Raw genomic sequence first — 19,203 nt, forward strand, 5'->3', positions numbered from 1 at the left:
GTAAAACATGACGACGAATTACATTTTTGTTACGGGCGGGGTCGTATCCTCACTAGGTAAAGGTATTGCTGCAGCATCGCTGGCGGCTATTCTAGAAGCGCGTGGTCTTAACGTGACTATGATGAAACTAGACCCTTACATCAACGTTGACCCAGGCACAATGAGCCCAATTCAGCATGGTGAAGTATTCGTAACGGAAGACGGTGCAGAGACTGACCTTGACCTAGGTCACTATGAGCGTTTCATCCGTACCAAGATGACTAAGCGCAATAACTTCACTGCGGGACGTGTTTACGCCGATGTACTGCGTAAAGAGCGTCGTGGTGACTACCTAGGTGCAACGATTCAGGTTATCCCACACATCACCAATGCGATCAAAGAACGTGTTATTGCAGGCGCAGAAGGCCACGACGTAGCTATCGTCGAAGTTGGCGGCACTGTAGGTGATATCGAATCTCTACCATTTATGGAAGCAATCCGTCAGCTAGCGGTTGAGCTAGGCCGTGAACGTGCAATGTTCATGCACCTGACGCTTGTTCCATACTTGGCTGCTGCTGGCGAAGTGAAAACCAAGCCAACTCAGCACTCTGTTAAAGAGCTGCTTTCTATCGGTATCCAGCCTGACATCCTAGTATGTCGTTCTGACCGTAACATCCCTGCTAACGAGCGTGCGAAAATCGCATTGTTCTGTAACGTGCAGGAAAAAGCAGTTATCTCAATGAAAGACGTAGATTCTATCTACAAGATCCCACAGCTTATCAAGGCTCAAGGCCTGGATGACTTGGTTTGTCAGCGCTTTGGCATTACAGCCCCAGACGCAGATCTGACTGAGTGGGAACAGGTGATCTACGAAGAAGCAAACCCAACAGCCGAAGTGACTATCGGTATGGTGGGTAAGTACATCGAACTACCAGATGCGTACAAGTCAGTGAATGAAGCACTGAAACATGCCGGTCTTAAGAACCGTCTGTCAGTGAAGATCAAGTATGTTGATTCTCAGGATGTTGAGTCTAAAGGTACAGAAGTACTGGAAGGCCTTGACGCTATCTTGGTTCCTGGTGGCTTCGGCGGTCGTGGTGTAGAAGGTAAAATCCAAACTGCACAATACGCCCGTGAAAACAAAATTCCGTACCTTGGCATCTGTCTAGGTATGCAAGTAGCACTGATTGAGTTTGCCCGTAACGTGGCAGGCCTTGAGGGTGCACACTCTACAGAGTTCGACGCCCAGTCTAAGCACCCAGTGGTTGGTTTAATCACCGAGTGGGTTGACGGCGAAGGTAACGTTGAAGAGCGTACTGAAAAATCGGATCTTGGCGGTACAATGCGTCTGGGTTCTCAGCTATGTCACTTGGCTGAAGGTTCTAAAGCGCGTGAGCTATACGGTAACCCAACAGTACATGAGCGTCACCGTCACCGCTATGAAGTAAACAACAACCTACTTCCTCGCCTAGAGAAAGCAGGTCTGAAGATTTCTGGTCTGTCATCAGACAAGAAATTGGTGGAAATTATTGAGATCCCTAACCACCCATGGTTTGTGGCTGCTCAGTTCCACCCTGAGTTCACCTCGACCCCTCGCGATGGTCACCCTCTGTTTGAAGGTTTCGTGAAGGCTGCTGGCGATAACCAGCGCGGTGAACTTAACAAGTAAGGATTACGGATAGCTGTAGCAGTGATGGCTGCAGCTATTTTTTTAGCTTTTAATTTCAAGATAAAGCAAGAGGAAACACAATGTCTAAGATCGTTAAAGTTCTAGGTCGTGAAATCATTGATTCACGTGGTAACCCAACTGTAGAAGCTGAAGTTCACCTAGAAGGCGGTTTCGTAGGTATGGCTGCTGCTCCATCTGGCGCATCAACTGGTTCTCGTGAAGCTCTTGAGCTACGCGACGGTGACAAGTCTCGTTTCCTAGGTAAAGGTGTTCTTAAAGCTGTTGAAGCTGTGAACGGCCCAATCGCGGAAGCTCTTGTAGGTAAAGATGCTAAAGCTCAAGCTGACATCGACCAGATCATGCTTGACCTAGACGGCACTGAAAACAAATCTAACTTCGGTGCAAACGCAATCCTAGCTGTATCTCTAGCTAACGCTAAAGCTGCTGCAGCGGCTAAAGGCATGCCTCTATACGAGCACATCGCTGAGCTAAACGGTACTGCTGGTCAGTTCTCTATGCCTCTTCCAATGATGAACATCATCAACGGTGGTGAGCACGCTGATAACAACGTTGACATCCAAGAGTTCATGATTCAGCCAGTTGGCGCGAAAACTCTTAAAGAAGGTCTACGCATCGGTGCTGAAGTATTCCACAACCTAGCTAAAGTACTTAAGGCTAAAGGCCTAAGCACTGCTGTTGGTGACGAAGGTGGTTTCGCTCCTAACCTAGAGTCAAACGCTGCTGCACTAGCTGCAATCAAAGAAGCTGTTGAAGCTGCAGGCTACGTACTTGGTCAAGACGTTACTCTTGCTATGGACTGTGCTGCATCTGAGTTCTACGACAAAGAAGCTGGCAACTACAACATGAAAGGCGAAGGCAAAATCTTCACTTCTGAAGAGTTTAACTTCTACCTACAAGATCTTGCTAACCAGTACCCAATCGTTTCTATCGAAGATGGCCTGGACGAGTCTGATTGGGCTGGCTTCAAGCACCAGACTGAACTAATGGGCGACAAGCTTCAGCTAGTTGGTGACGATCTATTCGTTACAAACACTAAGATCCTTGCAGAAGGTATCGAGAAAGGCGTAGCTAACTCTATCCTTATCAAGTTCAACCAGATCGGTTCTCTAACTGAGACTCTAGCTGCAATCAAGATGGCTAAAGACGCTGGTTACACTGCAGTTATCTCTCACCGTTCTGGTGAAACTGAAGATGCAACTATCGCTGATCTAGCGGTAGGTACTGCTGCAGGTCAAATCAAGACTGGTTCTATGAGCCGTTCTGACCGTGTTGCTAAGTACAACCAGCTAATCCGTATCGAAGAAGCGCTAGGTGAGAAAGCACCTTACAACGGTCTTAAAGAAGTTAAAGGCCAAGCTTAATTAAAAGCTGCGCATCGGGGTTACCCGAGCTGATACTAAAAACCGCCCTTTAAGGGCGGTTTTTTTATGGGCGAATAGCGGCTTGGTGGCCTACAGCCCCTAGTGTCAAACTGCAAGTTATGGGAATATACCAAACTGAGTAATATTCAGTTTGGTATTTTTACCAGCGGCTTGACACGTCTTTGTGTTTCAATCTGTTATGATTAGCTTAATTTCTTATACCATTGCCAAGAGGGCGCAATGCGATTGTTAAACCTCCTGCTGCTGGCCATCCTCTGCTGGTTACAGTATGACTTCTGGCTCGGTAAAAACGGCATGGTCGATTACCTAGCGGTGCGTGACAATGTGGCTGTGCAACAACAGGCCAATGCTGAGCTGGTTCAGCGTAACCAGCAGATGTATTTCGAAATTCATGACTTGCACCGTGGCCAGGAAGCAGTCGAAGAACGCGCCCGCAACGAGCTGGGAATGATTGGAACGGGTGAGACCTTTTTCCGTATTGTCAGTGACTGAACCCCAGAGATTTGCCTGGCCTGAGCCAGCTTCGAATATGCATGAATGATAAATTGATCGCAGTCGTACCGGCTGCTGGCGTCGGTAGCCGAATGGCGGCTGACCGGCCTAAACAGTACTTGCACATCGCTGGCAAGACTATCCTTGAACATACTATCGACCGTTTGCTACAACACCCGAAGGTCGAACGGGTCGTGGTAGCGATTAGCGAGCATGACCCCTATTTCCCGACGTTACCGTTGGCGGTTCACCCGCAGGTTACCCGGGTTGATGGTGGTGCAGAGCGGGCCGATTCCGTATTCTCCGGTTTGGCCGCTATTGATGATCCTGATGCCTGGGTGCTGGTCCACGATGCAGCGCGTCCTTGTTTGCGTCAGCAGGATCTAGAGCGGCTGATCCTCGAAGCACAATCCAGCGAGTATGGCGCTATCCTAGCGGCACCAGTACGCGATACCATGAAACGAGGTAATGGCCAGCAAGCGATTGCCGCAACGGTCGAACGGAGCGATCTCTGGCATGCACTGACACCGCAGATGTTTCGCGCTGGCCAGTTGAAGCAGGCGCTGGAAAAGGCATTGGCTGACGGGGCGGTGGTGACTGATGAAGCGTCGGCGCTTGAGCACTGTGGCATGGCGCCAAAATTAGTTGTTGGACGTGCCGACAATTTGAAGGTTACTCAGCCTGAAGATCTCGCGATCGCGGAATTTTACCTGCAACACTTATTGAGGAATGAGCAATGATGCGTATTGGACACGGCTTTGACGTGCATAAATTTGGCGGCGAAGGGCCAGTTATTATTGGTGGCGTTGCGGTTCCTTATGAGCAGGGGCTGATAGCCCATTCCGATGGTGACGTGGCGTTGCATGCAGTATGCGATGCCTTGCTTGGTGCCATTGGTGCTGGCGATATTGGCCGTCATTTCCCGGATACCGATGCGGAGTGGGAAGGTGCTGACAGCCGCATGTTGCTGCGCGACGTATACCGCAAAGTAAAAACAAAAGGTTATCGCTTGGGGAATCTTGATGTCACCATCATTGCCCAGGCGCCGAAAATGGCCCCGCATATTGATGCGATGTGCCAAGCTATTGCCGAGGACTTGGAAACAGATGTTGAGAACATCAATGTCAAAGCGACCACCTCGGAGCGTCTTGGTTTTACCGGACGCAAAGAAGGCATTGCCTGTGAAGCGGTTGTGCTAATTGGTAAAGAATAAATCAGGCAGGGCTATGTAGCCTTGTCTTCTGGCATCTCGGTGCTGCTAAAGAATGGTGTAATTATGTCTACGGTAATGGACAACTTCAGCTGGTTGTATGGAAAACCTAGCTGTCAGGGCCGCATTAAGGTTGAACCTGAAGATTTTGTAGTAAAGGAAAACCTTGGCTTCGAGTTTGCCGGAGTGGGCGAGCATTTTATGGTGAAGATCCGTAAAACCGGAGAAAACACCAAATATGTGGTTAACGAATTGGCTAAAGCCTGTGGCGTTAAGTCACGCGATGTCAGTTGGGCGGGCTTGAAGGACCGCCATGCTGTGACCGAGCAGTGGCTCAGTGTGCACTTGCCGGGTAAACCGGATCCAGACTTGGCACAATTTGTGGCCGAACACCCAGGTGTCGAAGTGCTGGAAACTGCACGGCATGATAAAAAGCTGCGCCCTGGTGATCTGGCTGGCAACTGGTTCCAACTGACACTGCGCGATTTGGATCGGGTCGACGACGTAATGGCGCGTTTGGAGCAGGTCAAGCAACTGGGTGTGCCGAACTATTTTGGTGAGCAGCGTTTTGGCCATAGTGGTAACAATGTCACCAAGGCGCGTGCTTGGGGGAATGACGAATTCCGTGTTCGCGACAAGAGCAAGCGTAGCTTCTACCTTTCGGCTGCACGCTCGTGGTTGTTTAATATGGTGCTCTCAGAGCGTATCAAGCAGCAAACAGTCCATACGGTGATCGCCGGTGATCTGTTGGAAACAGACGGTGACGATCGCGGTCGCTTGGTCGAATCAGACCTCGAGCAGTGGCAGCAAGCGGTGGACAATGGTACGGCAAGCATTACGGCACCTATGACGGGTGACAATGCCCTACCGACCACAGCACAGGCAGAAGCCTTTGAAATGGCTATCGTCGAGCAGGAGCCTTTACTTCTCAAGTTGATACGTGACAACCGGATGCGCCAAGAGCGTCGCCCGCTCTTGCTGAAACCCCAGCAGATGGCATGGCAGCAAGAGAGCGATACCGTCACCGTTTCTTTTGCACTACCTGCGGGCTGTTTTGCCACTGCGGTCGTTCGCGAGCTCATGGTTGAGCAGGAACAACAGGAAGGACATGATGCGAATTCTGATCAGTAATGATGATGGTATCTTTGCCGAGGGGATCAAGACCTTGGCAAAGGTATTGAGCGATATTGGTGAGGTCACGGTGGTTGCTCCGGACCGTAACCGTTCCGGCGCATCCAACTCACTGACGCTGGATAACCCGCTGCGGATCCGCCACGAAGATGATCGATGGATCTCGGTGGAAGGGACGCCGACAGATTGCGTCCATTTTGCACTCAATGAGTGGCTGGATGAGCGCCCGGATGTCGTGGTTGCGGGTATCAACCATGGTGCAAACCTAGGTGATGATGTGTTGTACTCGGGTACGGTTGCTGCTGCAACCGAAGGCCACTTCCTTGGCGTGCCGGCGGTTGCCGTTTCGCTAGTGGGGTACAAGCATTTTGATACGGCAGCACAGGTTGTCAAAGAGTTGCTGCTAAAAGCGCAGTCACAACCATTAGCAAGCAATAAAATATTGAATATCAATGTGCCGGATGTCGCTTATTCTCAATTGGGAAGCTGGCAGGTGACACGCCTTGGTGCCCGCCACCGTGCCGAGAATATGGTCAAGGACACGGATCCTCGTGGTAAAGAGCTTTATTGGCTAGGGCCTCCGGGACCTTGTCAGGATGCTGGTCCGGGAACAGATTTTTATGCCATTGAGCAGCAATGTGTATCGATTACCCCATTGCAGGTTGATCTCACCGCGCATGACGCGTTGGAAGAGATCTGTGAGTGGGTTGAGCAACAGGAGAAATAGTCGTAATGCGCAATGTGGACGAGCGGACGCTTTTGCTGAACTATTTACATCAGCAGGGGATCGGTGATGATAAGGTGCTCCAGGCGATGGCGTCTGTCCCGCGGGAGCGGTTTATCGATGAAGCCCTGTCACACAAAGCTTATGAAAATAATGCTCTGCCTATTGGCTGTGGGCAAACCATCTCGCAGCCGTACATTGTCGCCAAAATGACGGAGTTGATGGCCCTGTCTGCTGACTCGAGAGTGCTGGAGATCGGTACTGGCTCGGGTTATCAAACGGCGGTGCTGGCATATTTGGTTAACCATGTGTTTTCGGTTGAGCGAATTAAGGCACTGCAGTGGCAGGCAAAACGACGCCTGAAGCAGCTTGAGTTGCACAATGTCTCGACCAAGCACAGTGACGGCTGGCTGGGATGGGCAGGAAAGGGGCCGTTCGATGCTATTATTGTCACGGCGGCGGCTGCTGAGATTCCGATGGAGCTACTTGGACAGCTGGCTGACGGGGGCCGTTTGGTGATCCCTGTGGGTGAGCATGCACAAGTATTGAAAGTGATTGTTCGTGAAGGGGAGCGTTTTGCTTACCGCGATATTGAAGCGGTACGCTTTGTCCCACTTGTCGCCGGGGAGTTGGCATAGGTCATATGATAAGGGTGTTGTCTTCAGCAAGGACATGGAAGCTGGCAGCGATACTTGCTGGCCTGATGTTGTCTGGCTGTAGTAATCACAGACCTGCTCCGGTGATGAGCCTTGGCAAGGACTACAACAGCCTGGAGCGAGGTAGCTACCGCGGTAGCTATTATCAAGTCCAGGAGGGCGATACGCTGTACTTCATTTCCTACATTACGGGACGGGATGTCGACGATATTATTACAAGTAATAAATTGTCGAAGCCTTATACCATTTTTCCTGGTCAAAGGTTGCAATTGTGGCGGCCGAAATACGTTGCCCCTAAATATGGTCAGGCTGCCCCGGTTGCTGTTGCTGCCACACCTGCAGCTAAAACTTCAACAAAAACAAAAAGCTCACAACCAGCTCAAGCAAAACCTGCGGCTAAGGCGCAGCCTGTGACGCAACCGGCCTCCCAGAAACCGGTTCAGTCAGCTGCAACCAATACGCAAAACGAGCAAAAAGTCGCCAATAAAAATGTTGATCCGGCTCCCACAAAAGAGTACTCTCAAAAAACCAAAAGTAACAAAGTTGTTACATCTAAGCCGCAATCTAGCAACGCCAAAGTGGCTAAATGGTCTTGGCCGTCGAAGGGGCGTGTAATTGCCAAGTTCTCCAATTCGGAGAATGGCAATAAAGGGATCGACATCGCTGGGCAGCGTGGACAATCTGTCAATGCGTCTGCAAATGGGGTGGTGGTTTATGCTGGTAACGCGCTTCGGGGATATGGCAATTTGGTGATTATCAAACATAACGATGATTATCTCAGTGCCTATGCCCACAACGACCAAGTTTATGTCAAGGAGCAGCAAAAGGTATCGGTTGGCCAGAAAATTGCTTCTATGGGAAGTTCAGGCACAAGTACAGTGAAGCTGCATTTTGAGATCCGTTACAAAGGTAAGTCCGTAGATCCAATGCGGTATTTACCCAAATAGACAACATGGCATAGGAAAGTTGTAATGTCTTGCTAACTCGCCATCTGGGAGGCGCTATGAGTGGAAGCAATACTGCTGCAGATATTGAAGACTTTGAATTCGATGAAGAAGCGGAGACTGAATCCGCAACCGTTGAGACCAAAGCCGAAGATGTTAGTGCTAGTGACGATGATGTCGATATGTCGCAATACGGGGCTACGCAGAAAGCCCTTGATGCGACCCAACTCTACCTAGGGGAAATTGGCTTTTCACCTTTGCTAACCGCAGAGGAAGAAGTACTCTACGCCCGCCGTGCTCTGCGTGGTGACGAAGTTGCCCGCAAGCGCATGATCGAAAGTAACCTCCGACTGGTGGTTAAAATTTCCCGACGTTACAGTAATCGTGGTTTGGCTCTGCTCGACTTGGTCGAAGAAGGCAACCTTGGTTTGATCCGTGCGGTTGAGAAATTCGATCCGGAGCGTGGTTTCCGTTTTTCAACCTACGCAACATGGTGGATCCGCCAGACTATTGAACGGGCAATTATGAACCAGACCCGGACTATCCGTCTGCCTATCCATGTCGTTAAAGAGCTGAATGTTTATCTCCGTACTGCACGTGAGTTGGCTCAGAAGCTGGACCACGAGCCAACGGCGGAAGACATTGCGTTTAAATTGGATAAATCGGTGGAAGATGTAAATCGGATGCTACGCCTCAATGAGCGTGTGGGTTCGGTAGACAACCCTATCGGTGGCGATTCCGAGAAAGCCCTGCTTGATATTATTCCTGATGAAAAGAGCGGTGGTCCTGAAACATCAACTCAAGATGACGATATCAAAACATCCATCGTTCACTGGCTACAGGAACTCAACCCTAAACAGCGAGAAGTGCTGGCGCGACGTTTTGGCTTACTTGGCTATGAGGCGTCGACATTGGAAGATGTTGGACGTGAGATCGGCCTGACCCGTGAAAGAGTGCGCCAGATCCAGGTTGAAGGTTTGCGCCGTTTACGCGATATGCTAACCCATCAAGGGTTGAGCATTGAGTCGTTGTTCAATCAGGAACAAATGTAAACCGGTACACTTTAACCCTTCCTTTTCCGGTTTAAATCAAAAAGGGATGCCAGATGGCATCCCTTTTTATTTTCCTTTATCTACCAGCCCGGCTACATCAGGGCTTTCAAGCGGTACAACTCATCCAGTGCTTGGCGTGGTGTCATTTCGTCTGGGTTGATCCGCGCCAGTGCTTCTTCGACTTCGCTTGGCTCCGGCAGCAGACTCAGCTGTTGTTCGACTAACGGTTCTTGGTTATTAGTGCTAGGTGAAACGGCTTGCTGGTGGCCACTGGCTTCTAGTTGCTGAAGCTTGAACTTGGCACGTTTGATCACCGACTTCGGCACACCGGCCAAACTAGCAACGGCTAAGCCGTAAGACTTGCTGGCTGCCCCTTCCTGTACCGCGTGCATAAAGGCGATTTCATCACCGTGCTCTACGGCATCTAGGTGGACATTGGCCAAACCGTTCATCAGCGATGGTAACTCGGTTAGTTCAAAGTAGTGGGTAGCGAACAACGTCATAGCCGAAATTTTATCGGCTAGCCATTCGGCACTGGCCCATGCCAGCGACAGGCCGTCATAGGTACTGGTACCGCGTCCGATCTCATCCATCAATACCAAGCTATTTTGCGTGGCATTATGCAAAATATTGGCAGTTTCGGTCATTTCGACCATGAAGGTTGAGCGGCCCGAAGCCAGGTCATCGGAAGCACCGATACGGGTGAAGATCCGATCCAGCGGACCGATTTTAACGGCTTCGGCCGGCACGAAGGAGCCGACATGGGCCAATAGGGCAATCAATGCAGTCTGGCGCATATAGGTTGATTTACCACCCATGTTCGGACCTGTGATGATCAACATCCGGCGATCATGGTGGAGTGAAATCGGGTTGGCGATGAACGGTTCGCTCAGTACCTGCTCGACCACCGGGTGGCGACCGGCCGTGACTTCGATCCCGGTGCTTTCTGTTAACTCGGGACGGCAATAGTTCAGGGTGTCTGCACGCTCGGCCAAGTTGGCAAGAACGTCCAGCTCCGACAGGGCATTGGCGGTATTTTGTAGCTGTTCAAGGTGCGGTAGCAGTTGATCAAACAGCTCTTCCCATAGTTTTTTTTCTAATGCTAACGCTTTAGATTTCGAATTTAGTACCTTGTCTTCGTGTTCTTTGAGCTCAGGGATGATGTAGCGCTCGGCATTTTTCAGGGTTTGGCGGCGCACATAGTGGCTAGGTACCAGGTGGCTTTGCCCACGGCTGACTTGGATAAAGAAACCGTGAACATTGTTGAAACCCACTTTCAGGCTATCGATATCATGGCGTTCGCGTTCGTTGGCTTCCATCTCCTCAAGGAACTTGGTTGCCCCGTCAGCCAGATCTCGCCATTCGTCCAGCTCGGCATTGTAGCCCGACGCTAGTACACCGCCATCACGTATCACCACTGGTGGGTTTTCGATAATGGCACGTTCAAGCAATTCGCACAGCTCGTCCATCGGGGCGGAAAGTCCTGCCAGCTCACCAATACGGACCTGGTTAATCTCGGCTAGTAGTTCAGCTAGTTCCGGCAGGTGTTGCAGTGCAGTCCTCATGCGAGCGAGATCGCGCGGGCGGGCAGAGCGCAGAGCCAGTCGGGCAAGGATACGTTCCAGATCGCCCATGTGACGTAGTACCCCGGCTAAATCCAAGAACAGTCCGGAGTCCTTGAAGGCGGTAATGGCATCAAGGCGGCCGTTGAGCTGCTGGCGATCACGGATCGGCTGGTGTAACCAGCGCTTGAGCAAGCGGCTACCCATCGGTGTTGACGTTTGGTCGAGGACCGAGGCCAAGGTATTGTCGAAGCCGCCAGCCAAGTTCTGGGTCAGTTCGAGGTTGCGACGGGTGGCGGCATCCAGAATCACTGAATGATCTTTGGTGTCAAGGGTGATGGCACGGATGTGAGGTAGGGCAGTGCGCTGGGTATCTTTGACATACTGCATCAGGCAACCTGCCGCACACAGACCGTGCTCGGCCTGTTCGACGCCGAAGCCAACCAGATCACGGGTACCGAACTGCATGGTCAGCTGCTGTCGCGCGGTCTCGAGATCAAACTCCCAAACCGGGCGGCGACGGGCACCTTTCATACCATGGAATAAACCTGGTAGGTCGAAATCTTCCGGATACAGCAGCTCTGCAGGGCTGGTACGTTGCAACTCAGCCTGCATGGCTTCTTCGGTTTCGGGTTCTGCAAGCATAAAGCGGCCAGAGGTAATATCCAGCGTGGCGTAACCAAACTTGCCGCTTTCGTGATAGATGGCAGCAATCAGATTGTCTTGGCGCTCGCTAAGCAGCGCTTCGTCACTGACAGTACCCGGCGTGATAATTCGCACTACCTTGCGCTCGACCGGCCCTTTGCTGGTCGCTGGATCCCCGATTTGTTCACAGATAGCGGCAGAGACACCTTGCTGAACAAGTTTGGCAAGGTAACCCTCAATAGCATGGTAGGGTACACCGGCCATCGGGATCGGCTGGCCATTGGAAGAACCGCGCTTGGTCAGCGAGATATCCAGCAGTTGCGAAGCCTGCTTTGCGTCATCAAAAAATAGTTCGTAGAAATCACCCATCCGATAAAACAGCAAGACCTCCGGATTCTCTGCTTTGATCCGTAAAAACTGCTGCATCATAGGTGTATGTTTTTCTAAGCCTTTTATTGTCACGTTGTTGCCTGCTACATTGTGCCGGAGGGCTGGGTGACCCTGCTATATCCGGGGGAAGTTTCTGGTCGCTTAGGATACGTGATCCCGACCTCTCGGCAAAGGGGAGAGCGTGTATTTTTCCTGCTGCAAAAATTGCGGTGGGCAACAGGCTTGCTCGCTGTGGGTGAGCCAAGTAATGTGTACGTAATGCATGGCTAGCAGTGTATTTAGTGGCACGGAACAATATCGCTGTAATGGTCTTGCCCTATTAACTAAGGAGTGATGATGGCATTAGCACAACAAGTAGGGCAGGTATTGGCCCTGCGTAACTGGGTGGCAGTAACTGCAGAGTCCTGCACCGGAGGAGGTGTATCTACCGCTATCACGGATATTGCCGGCAGTTCGGCATGGTTTGACCGGGCATTTGTAACCTACAGTAATGAGGCCAAGCAGGAGATGCTTGGCGTTAGCGTAGAAACATTAACCCAGTATGGTGCTGTCAGTGAGCAGGTCGTGGCTGAAATGGTAATGGGGGCACTGGCTCATTCGCGTGGCGACATCGCCGTGGCCATCAGCGGTATTGCGGGGCCTGGCGGTGGTAGCGAAGAGAAGCCGGTCGGTACCGTGTGTTTTGGCTGGGCTGATCAAACAGGCCAGCTGAAGGTGGAAACCTGCCTTTTTGACGGCGATCGCCAAGAGGTACGGCAACAAGCCGTTGAAAAAGCACTATCTGGATTGATTGCGTTGATGGCACAATCCTGAGGCGCTCATGAGTTGAGATCCATTTGGCGAAAAAAAATTCATCCAGTGCTAGACACTGTATGAATAGACAGTATACTAATCATCAATATCAGTACTTAGTTTAAGCATTAATTAAGCATCCCTTGGAGAGTCTAATGGACGACAACAAGCAGAAGGCACTCGCCGCCGCGTTAGGTCAAATTGAAAAGCAATTCGGTAAAGGCTCGATCATGAAGTTGGGCGACAACCGCACTATGGATGTCGAAACCGTGTCTACCGGTTCTCTGTCTCTAGATATCGCCTTGGGTGCTGGTGGTCTGCCAATGGGCCGTATCGTTGAAATCTACGGTCCTGAGTCTTCTGGTAAAACCACGTTAACACTAGAAGTTATTGCTGCTGCCCAGCGTCAAGGCAAAACCTGTGCCTTCATCGATGCTGAGCACGCCCTTGACCCAATCTACGCGCAGAAACTAGGCGTAGATATCGATCAGCTATTGGTTTCTCAGCCAGATACCGGTGAGCAGGCGTTGGAAATAGCCGATGCTCTAGCACGTTCTGGCGCGGTTGATATTCTGGTTGTCGACTCCGTTGCAGCCCTAACGCCTAAGGCTGAAATTGAAGGTGAGATGGGTGATTCACACATGGGTCTACAGGCACGTATGCTGTCTCAGGCTATGCGTAAAATCACCGGTAACCTGAAGCAGTCGAACTGTATGTGTATCTTCATCAACCAGATCCGTATGAAGATCGGTGTGATGTTCGGTAACCCAGAAACGACAACCGGTGGTAACGCACTGAAGTTCTACGCATCTGTTCGTCTTGATATCCGTCGTACCGGCGCAGTCAAAGAGGGTGATGAAGTTGTTGGTAACGAGACCCGTATCAAGGTTGTGAAAAACAAGATTGCGGCACCGTTCAAACAAGCTGAGACTCAGATCCTTTACGGGAAAGGCTTCAACCGCTACGGCGAGCTGATCGACCTTGGCGTGAAGAATAAGATGGTTGAGAAAGCGGGTGCTTGGTATAGCTACCAGGGCGACAAGATCGGTCAGGGTAAGGCAAATGCGTGTAAGTACATCGAGGAAAACCGTCATATTGCCGAAGAGCTTGAAGCGAAACTGCGTGAGTTACTGCTAACACCAGCTGTGCTTGAAGAAGCCTCAGCTGAAACAGAAGAAAACGCCGAAGATAAGGCATTCTAATCATGCTTAGCCTGTAAGGCTGAATGACAGAATAGAAGAGCGGGCGGGTATGACTACCTCGCCCGTTTTTGTTTGTGTAGATTGGTATAAGAGGTGAGGGGAATGAGAGCAAAGAAACCAGCCCAGAGTGCTAAGCAATCAGCGGTAAGGTACCTGTCACGTCGAGACCATGCCGAGCAAGAGCTGCGACACAAATTGTTGGCACGAGGTTATGAGCAGTCCGAGGTCGATGAGGCTGTGGCCTGTTGCCAGGATTATAACTGGCTGGATGATGCAAGGTTTGCCGAGCGCTTGTTAGGTAATGGTATCGCCAAGGGCTGGGGGCTGCTGCGAATCCGCCAAGAAATGGAATTCAAGGGGATACACGAAGAGATTATCCGCCAGTTGTTTGAAGATGATGAATTTGACTGGTTCGAGCATGCCCGCGGCGTCGCACTGCGCAAGTTCGGTGATAGCCCTATGGACACGGATAAAGAAAAAGCCCGCCGCCTGCGCTTTATGCAGTCTCGTGGCTTTGACTTAGAGCTGGTCAACTATGCCCTCGGTGTTGATGATGAATACTGATTCGACGCACCTCTTGCCTTAAACACTGCCAAAAACCACCACCTTCCCCCTAGTTATTCGAATGGCGGGGATAAATTGCCTTATTTCTGAACATAACATTTCCCGTATTGGCTACCGTTGTTTTACAATAACTGCCAAAGAATTTATTTTAGTCCTATCACTGCCTGCCCCCATTGTCCTGCCGAGGGCATGGTGGAACTCAGGGCTGGTGATAAATATAGTTAAATTCGACCATTCAGTTTACATAAAAGCATTATTCAGGATTTGCCAATGTACATGAGCACTGATGAGATTCGCCGTGCGTTTCTTGCGTTTTTTGAGAGTAAAGGCCACCAGATAGTTGAGAGTTCATCTCTTGTGCCTGCCAACGACCCTACGCTGTTGTTCACCAACGCGGGTATGAACCAGTTCAAAGATACATTCCTTGGTCTGGAAAAGCGCAACTACACTCGAGCAACAACCGCTCAGCGCTGTGTCCGTGCCGGTGGTAAGCACAACGACCTGGAAAATGTTGGTTTTACGGCTCGCCACCACACGTTCTTCGAGATGCTAGGTAACTTCAGCTTCGGTGATTACTTCAAGCAAGATGCGATTAAGTTTGCTTGGGAGTTCCTGACTGTCACACTAAAGCTGCCAGAAGATCGCTTGTTGGTGACGATTTACGAGACCGATGACGAAGCATTCGACATCTGGAACAAAGAAGTTGGCGTACCGGCTGATCGCATCGTGCGCATCGGTGACAAGAAAGGTGGTAAGCCTTTCGAGTCAGACAACTTCTGGCAGATGGGCGATACCGGCCCTTGTGGTCCTTGTACTGAAATTTTCTACGATCACGGTGATCACATCTGGGGTGGCCGTCCGGGTACACCTGAAGAAGATGGTGATCGTTTCATCGAGATCTGGAACAACGTATTCATGCAGTTCAACCGTCAAGCTGACGGTAACATGGATCCACTACCTAAGCCGTCGGTTGATACCGGTATGGGTATCGAGCGTATCTCTGCCATCATGCAGGGTGTGCACTCTAACTACGAAATCGATATCTTCCAGACGCTGATCAAAGAATCAGCAGCAGTGATTGGCCATGACGACCTGGGCAACCAGTCGCTACGTGTTGTTGCTGACCACATCCGCTCTTGTGCGTTCTTGATTGCCGATGGTGTGATGCCGTCAAACGAAGGTCGCGGTTACGTACTTCGTCGTATCATCCGTCGTGCCGTTCGCCATGGTAACAAGCTAGGTGCCAAGGGTGCCTTCTTCTACAAACTGGCTGCTCCGCTAGCAGAAATCATGGGCAGCGCCGGTGAAGAGCTGAAGAAGCAGCTGGAAATGGTCGAGAAAGTACTGAAGATCGAAGAAGACAATTTCGGTCGTACCCTAGACCGCGGCATGACGATTTTGACTGAAGCGCTGGATAACCTTGATGGCAAAGTGCTTGACGGCGAGACCGTGTTTAAGCTTTACGATACTTACGGTTTCCCTGCGGATCTGACCAATGATGTTGCGCGCGAACGCGGCTTCTCTATCGATGAAGAAGGCTTCAACAATGCGATGGAAGCACAGCGTCAGCGTGCACGTGATGCAGGCCAGTTCGGCGTTGACTACAACGATGCAATCAAGGTAGACGCAGAGACTGAATTCTGTGGCTACGGTGCAACCGAAGGTCAAGCAAGCATTGTTGCTCTTTACCGTGAAGGTGAAGCGGTTGATGCGATCAATGCTGGTGAAGAGGCGCTGATCGTTCTGGACTCCACCCCGTTCTACGCCGAGTCTGGCGGTCAGTGTGGTGACACTGGTGCAATGACCGCTGACGGTGTTCAGTTTGTGGTTGCAGATACCCAGAAGTTCGGCAATGCCATAGGTCACACCGGTAAGCTGGCTGAAGGTGCGTTGAAAGTGGGTGACAAGCTGACGGCAACGGTTGATGCAGCTCGTCGCGCAGCGACCAGTCTGAACCACTCAGCGACCCACTTGCTACATGCTGCTCTGCGTAACCTGCTTGGTGAGCACGTGACCCAGAAAGGCTCACTGGTTAAGCCTGAAGGTTTACGTTTTGACTTCTCTCATCTAGAAGCGGTGAAGACGGAAGAGTTACGTGAAATCGAACGTGTGGTGAATGAGCAAATTCGTTTCAACCATGCGATCAATACTGACGTGACAGACATCGAGTCAGCCAAAGAAAAAGGCGCTATGGCGTTGTTTGGCGAAAAATATGATGACGAAGTTCGCGTCCTTAGTATGGGTGACTTCTCTGTTGAACTGTGTGGTGGTATCCATGCTGTTAACACCGGTGATATCGGTTTGTTCAAGATCGTTTCTGAAGGGGGTATCGCTGCCGGTATCCGCCGTATCGAAGCGGTAACGGGCGAAGCGGCAATTGCGTCATTGCACGATCAGGAAGCGCTATTGGCTGAAACAGCAAGCCTAGTGAAATCTGATGCCGCGTCAGTGGCAACCAAAGTTAGCGCACTGGTTTCTCACAGTAAGCAGCTGGAAAAAGAAATCCAGCAGTTGAAAGATAAGCTGGCTGCACAAGAAAGTGCTGGCCTGATCAATAAGGCTCAGGAAATCAACGGCGTTAAGGTGTTGGTCACCAAGCTTGACGGTGCCGACAATAAAGCCCTTCGCGGTATGGTTGATGAGCTGAAGAATCAACTAGGTAGCGGTATTGTTGTTTTGGGTAATGTGAGCGGCGATAAAGTTGGCCTGATTGCCGGTGTTACCAAAGACTTGACGAGTAAAGTCAAAGCGGGCGAGTTGGTTAACCTCGTTGCCCAGCAAGTTGGCGGTAAGGGCGGTGGTCGTCCAGACATGGCGCAAGCCGGTGGTACTGATGCAGCGGCATTGCCTGCAGCACTAGAGTCAGTAACCCCTTGGTTGGTTGAAAAACTGTAATAGTTGGAGAGGTGAAGTGGCACTATTAGTGCAGAAATTTGGTGGTACGTCGGTTGGGAGTATCGAACGTATAGAAGCGGTGGCTGAGCGCGTGATCCAGGCGCGCCAGCTTGGTCATCAGGTTGTCGTGGTCGTTTCAGCGATGGCTGGTGAGACCAACCGTTTGTTGGGACTGGCAAAACAGATAGATGCCGTTCCTACCCAGCGGGAACTCGACGTATTGTTGTCGACTGGCGAGCAGGTCACTATTGCCCTGCTTGCCATGGCCATCAACAAGCGGGGGTACCCGGCAACATCATTGACTGGTGATCAGTTAGGTATCCGCACTGATACTGTATTCAATAATGCCACCATCACCGAGGTAGAAACTGAGGTGGTAACAGAATTACTTGAGCGTGACCACATTGTTGTCGTCGCGGGCTTCCAGGGCCGTGATAGTCGAAATAACATCACAACCCTAGGACGCGGAGGCTCTGATACCACCGCTGTTGCTATCGCTGGCGCTCTAGCTGCCGATGAGTGCCAAATCTTCACGGATGTTGACGGGGTGTATACGACCGATCCCCGCCTGGTCAGTGAAGCGGCTCGTTTATCGACGATTCATTTCGATGATATGACGGCAATGGCACGTCACGGCGCAAAAGTGCTACAATTACAGTCGGTTGAATATGCTGAGCAACATCAGGTTCCGTTGAGGGTCCTTTCATCATTCGCTGAAGGGGAAGGAACCTTGGTCGATTTCTCGACGGTATCATCCAATGGTGCCGCCGGGGTTGCTGTTAAAGGCAGGCAGGCATTATACCGAGTTGCACAACCGCTTGAGAAGGTGGAGCAACAACTTGGCTTGTTAGGGTTAGATGCTTGGTGCTATGGTGATAGTCAGCAAGCGACCTATCCTGCAACCTATATAGTTGCGGCTGATGATGAATTGGCTCGACTAAATGTTATCTTAGAAAAAACTGAATTGACTCAATCCTCCGTCGCTATACTGACCCTTGTCGGGGAAGGGATAGATGGGGATAGCACACAGGTGGCTGCCTCGCTGACAGAAAAAGGAATGGGTGTATATCAACAAAAAAGTACTGCTCGTTGTGTATCACTATTGATCAATGGGCAACATTTACAGTTAGCCGTAGAACACATCCACAAAAAATTTGTGGTGGAGCCAGAAAGTCTGGATAATCGACCACTTCTCGCTGTTTCTTGAGCAGTGAACATTTACGTAATTGTAAATATTGTTGGATAATAAACGTTAACACTTATAATACTGAGATTACTCAAGGAGCACACGAATGCTAATTTTGACACGACGCGTAGGTGAAACGCTAATGATCGGTGATGAAGTCACCGTTACTGTTCTTGGCGTTAAAGGTAACCAGGTTCGAATTGGTGTAAATGCACCGAAAGAAGTCTCGGTACACCGCGAAGAAATTTACATGCGTATTCAAGCGGAAAAAGAATCAGGTTCCCAGAGTTCTGGTAACTACTAATTCGAAGAAGGCCAGCATTTATGCTGGCCTTTTTTGTTATTGCCTGCCGCGCCATATTCTTGAATCTAGAAGAGATACTGGGCCATTACGCGCGATAATATGCCGTGTTGGCTATTAAGTGCGCATCCGCGCAGTGGATGTCATTTTTTCACGATAAAGTGTTTGACTTATTTTCGGCTGGCAGTAATATGGGCCCCCGCAAGACGGTGAGGTGGCCGAGAGGCTGAAGGCGCTCCCCTGCTAAGGGAGTATACGGTTTATAGCCGTATCGAGGGTTCGAATCCCTCCCTCACCGCCATTCCTTATTGTTAATGAATGGACTTGCATTGCGCGCTCGTAGCTCAGCTGGATAGAGTACCTGGCTACGAACCAGGCGGTCGGAGGTTCGAATCCTCCCGAGCGC

The 19,203-nt window shown here is 50.7% G+C and carries 18 protein-coding genes and 2 tRNA genes; 19 read left to right on the top strand and 1 reads right to left on the bottom strand.

Annotation, left to right across the window (positions count from 1 at the left end; translation table 11 throughout):
* The first annotated feature begins 7 nt into the window (after positions 1-7).
* The 10 genes from ACVA58_RS26800 (at position 8) to rpoS (ending at position 9,260) form a co-directional block, all read left to right on the top strand.
* Positions 8-1,648, top strand: a complete 1,641-nt coding sequence (locus ACVA58_RS26800) for a CTP synthase (RefSeq protein ID WP_446513309.1) — start codon at positions 8-10, stop codon at positions 1,646-1,648.
* An 80-nt stretch (positions 1,649-1,728) separates the two neighbouring features.
* On the top strand, positions 1,729-3,030 hold the full coding sequence (gene eno / locus ACVA58_RS26805) for a phosphopyruvate hydratase (protein WP_446513310.1): 1,302 nt from the start codon (positions 1,729-1,731) through the stop codon (positions 3,028-3,030).
* Between the two features lie 240 nt (positions 3,031-3,270).
* Entirely contained in the window at positions 3,271-3,543 is a 273-nt protein-coding gene (gene ftsB / locus ACVA58_RS26810; RefSeq protein WP_446513311.1) for a cell division protein FtsB, read from the top strand.
* Between the two features lie 41 nt (positions 3,544-3,584).
* On the top strand, positions 3,585-4,283 hold the full coding sequence (ispD, locus tag ACVA58_RS26815; RefSeq protein WP_446513312.1) for a 2-C-methyl-D-erythritol 4-phosphate cytidylyltransferase: 699 nt from the start codon (positions 3,585-3,587) through the stop codon (positions 4,281-4,283).
* Positions 4,283-4,756, top strand: coding sequence for a 2-C-methyl-D-erythritol 2,4-cyclodiphosphate synthase (gene ispF, locus ACVA58_RS26820; protein ID WP_446513325.1), 474 nt, complete (start codon positions 4,283-4,285; stop codon positions 4,754-4,756). The genes ispD and ispF overlap by 1 nt, the downstream gene beginning before the upstream one ends.
* Positions 4,757-4,819: 63 nt before the next feature.
* Complete coding sequence (truD, locus tag ACVA58_RS26825; RefSeq protein WP_446513313.1) at positions 4,820-5,884, top strand: tRNA pseudouridine(13) synthase TruD; 1,065 nt, start codon at positions 4,820-4,822, stop codon at positions 5,882-5,884.
* Positions 5,865-6,611 (top strand): 5'/3'-nucleotidase SurE, encoded by a 747-nt coding sequence (surE, locus tag ACVA58_RS26830; protein WP_446513326.1) that lies wholly within the window; start codon positions 5,865-5,867, stop codon positions 6,609-6,611. Before truD ends, surE begins: the two co-directional genes overlap by 20 nt.
* Positions 6,612-6,616: 5 nt before the next feature.
* The gene (locus ACVA58_RS26835; RefSeq protein WP_446513314.1) at positions 6,617-7,246 is read left to right on the top strand and encodes a protein-L-isoaspartate(D-aspartate) O-methyltransferase; all 630 of its coding nucleotides are present in this window, start codon (positions 6,617-6,619) and stop codon (positions 7,244-7,246) included.
* A gap of 5 nt (positions 7,247-7,251) precedes the next feature.
* Positions 7,252-8,211 carry a peptidoglycan DD-metalloendopeptidase family protein gene (locus ACVA58_RS26840; protein ID WP_446513315.1) on the top strand — a complete coding sequence of 320 codons (960 nt, stop codon included), beginning with the start codon at positions 7,252-7,254 and terminating at the stop codon, positions 8,209-8,211.
* 56 nt (positions 8,212-8,267) lie between these two features.
* Positions 8,268-9,260 carry an RNA polymerase sigma factor RpoS gene (gene rpoS, locus ACVA58_RS26845; protein WP_446513316.1) on the top strand — a complete coding sequence of 331 codons (993 nt, stop codon included), beginning with the start codon at positions 8,268-8,270 and terminating at the stop codon, positions 9,258-9,260.
* A gap of 92 nt (positions 9,261-9,352) precedes the next feature.
* Here rpoS and mutS read toward each other — a convergent pair whose 3' ends face one another.
* Entirely contained in the window at positions 9,353-11,929 is a 2,577-nt protein-coding gene (gene mutS / locus ACVA58_RS26850) for a DNA mismatch repair protein MutS (RefSeq protein WP_446513317.1), read from the bottom strand.
* A 33-nt stretch (positions 11,930-11,962) separates the two neighbouring features.
* On the opposite strand from mutS, the gene ACVA58_RS26855 reads away from it, so the two are divergent.
* From ACVA58_RS26855 to ACVA58_RS26895, 9 genes are all read left to right on the top strand, one after another.
* The gene (locus ACVA58_RS26855) at positions 11,963-12,127 is read left to right on the top strand and encodes a hypothetical protein (RefSeq protein ID WP_446513318.1); all 165 of its coding nucleotides are present in this window, start codon (positions 11,963-11,965) and stop codon (positions 12,125-12,127) included.
* A gap of 66 nt (positions 12,128-12,193) precedes the next feature.
* On the top strand, positions 12,194-12,670 hold the full coding sequence (pncC, locus tag ACVA58_RS26860; protein WP_446513327.1) for a nicotinamide-nucleotide amidase: 477 nt from the start codon (positions 12,194-12,196) through the stop codon (positions 12,668-12,670).
* 134 nt (positions 12,671-12,804) lie between these two features.
* Positions 12,805-13,851: a recombinase RecA gene (gene recA, locus ACVA58_RS26865; RefSeq protein WP_446513319.1), complete on the top strand. Its 1,047-nt coding sequence runs from the start codon at positions 12,805-12,807 to the stop codon at positions 13,849-13,851.
* A gap of 102 nt (positions 13,852-13,953) precedes the next feature.
* On the top strand, positions 13,954-14,415 hold the full coding sequence (locus ACVA58_RS26870) for a regulatory protein RecX (RefSeq protein ID WP_446513320.1): 462 nt from the start codon (positions 13,954-13,956) through the stop codon (positions 14,413-14,415).
* A 270-nt stretch (positions 14,416-14,685) separates the two neighbouring features.
* Positions 14,686-17,310 carry an alanine--tRNA ligase gene (gene alaS, locus ACVA58_RS26875; protein WP_446513321.1) on the top strand — a complete coding sequence of 875 codons (2,625 nt, stop codon included), beginning with the start codon at positions 14,686-14,688 and terminating at the stop codon, positions 17,308-17,310.
* 16 nt (positions 17,311-17,326) lie between these two features.
* The gene (locus ACVA58_RS26880) at positions 17,327-18,517 is read left to right on the top strand and encodes an aspartate kinase (RefSeq protein ID WP_446513322.1); all 1,191 of its coding nucleotides are present in this window, start codon (positions 17,327-17,329) and stop codon (positions 18,515-18,517) included.
* Positions 18,518-18,602: 85 nt separating this feature from the next.
* Positions 18,603-18,800 (top strand): carbon storage regulator CsrA, encoded by a 198-nt coding sequence (csrA, locus tag ACVA58_RS26885; RefSeq protein ID WP_446513323.1) that lies wholly within the window; start codon positions 18,603-18,605, stop codon positions 18,798-18,800.
* Between the two features lie 205 nt (positions 18,801-19,005).
* Positions 19,006-19,098 (top strand) — tRNA-Ser (locus tag ACVA58_RS26890).
* Positions 19,099-19,130: 32 nt separating this feature from the next.
* A tRNA-Arg gene (locus ACVA58_RS26895) sits at positions 19,131-19,203 on the top strand.

The sequence above is a fragment of the Photobacterium sp. DNB22_13_2 genome, assembly GCF_052873915.1.

Coding starts and splice junctions, on each gene's coding strand:
- ACVA58_RS26800 (WP_446513309.1), top strand. CDS start 8: ATGACGACGAATTACATTTTTGTTACGGGCGGGGTCGTATCCTCACTA.
- eno (WP_446513310.1), top strand. CDS start 1,729: ATGTCTAAGATCGTTAAAGTTCTAGGTCGTGAAATCATTGATTCACGT.
- ftsB (WP_446513311.1), top strand. CDS start 3,271: ATGCGATTGTTAAACCTCCTGCTGCTGGCCATCCTCTGCTGGTTACAG.
- ispD (WP_446513312.1), top strand. CDS start 3,585: ATGAATGATAAATTGATCGCAGTCGTACCGGCTGCTGGCGTCGGTAGC.
- ispF (WP_446513325.1), top strand. CDS start 4,283: ATGCGTATTGGACACGGCTTTGACGTGCATAAATTTGGCGGCGAAGGG.
- truD (WP_446513313.1), top strand. CDS start 4,820: ATGTCTACGGTAATGGACAACTTCAGCTGGTTGTATGGAAAACCTAGC.
- surE (WP_446513326.1), top strand. CDS start 5,865: ATGCGAATTCTGATCAGTAATGATGATGGTATCTTTGCCGAGGGGATC.
- ACVA58_RS26835 (WP_446513314.1), top strand. CDS start 6,617: ATGCGCAATGTGGACGAGCGGACGCTTTTGCTGAACTATTTACATCAG.
- ACVA58_RS26840 (WP_446513315.1), top strand. CDS start 7,252: ATGATAAGGGTGTTGTCTTCAGCAAGGACATGGAAGCTGGCAGCGATA.
- rpoS (WP_446513316.1), top strand. CDS start 8,268: ATGAGTGGAAGCAATACTGCTGCAGATATTGAAGACTTTGAATTCGAT.
- pncC (WP_446513327.1), top strand. CDS start 12,194: ATGGCATTAGCACAACAAGTAGGGCAGGTATTGGCCCTGCGTAACTGG.
- recA (WP_446513319.1), top strand. CDS start 12,805: ATGGACGACAACAAGCAGAAGGCACTCGCCGCCGCGTTAGGTCAAATT.
- ACVA58_RS26870 (WP_446513320.1), top strand. CDS start 13,954: ATGAGAGCAAAGAAACCAGCCCAGAGTGCTAAGCAATCAGCGGTAAGG.
- alaS (WP_446513321.1), top strand. CDS start 14,686: ATGTACATGAGCACTGATGAGATTCGCCGTGCGTTTCTTGCGTTTTTT.
- csrA (WP_446513323.1), top strand. CDS start 18,603: ATGCTAATTTTGACACGACGCGTAGGTGAAACGCTAATGATCGGTGAT.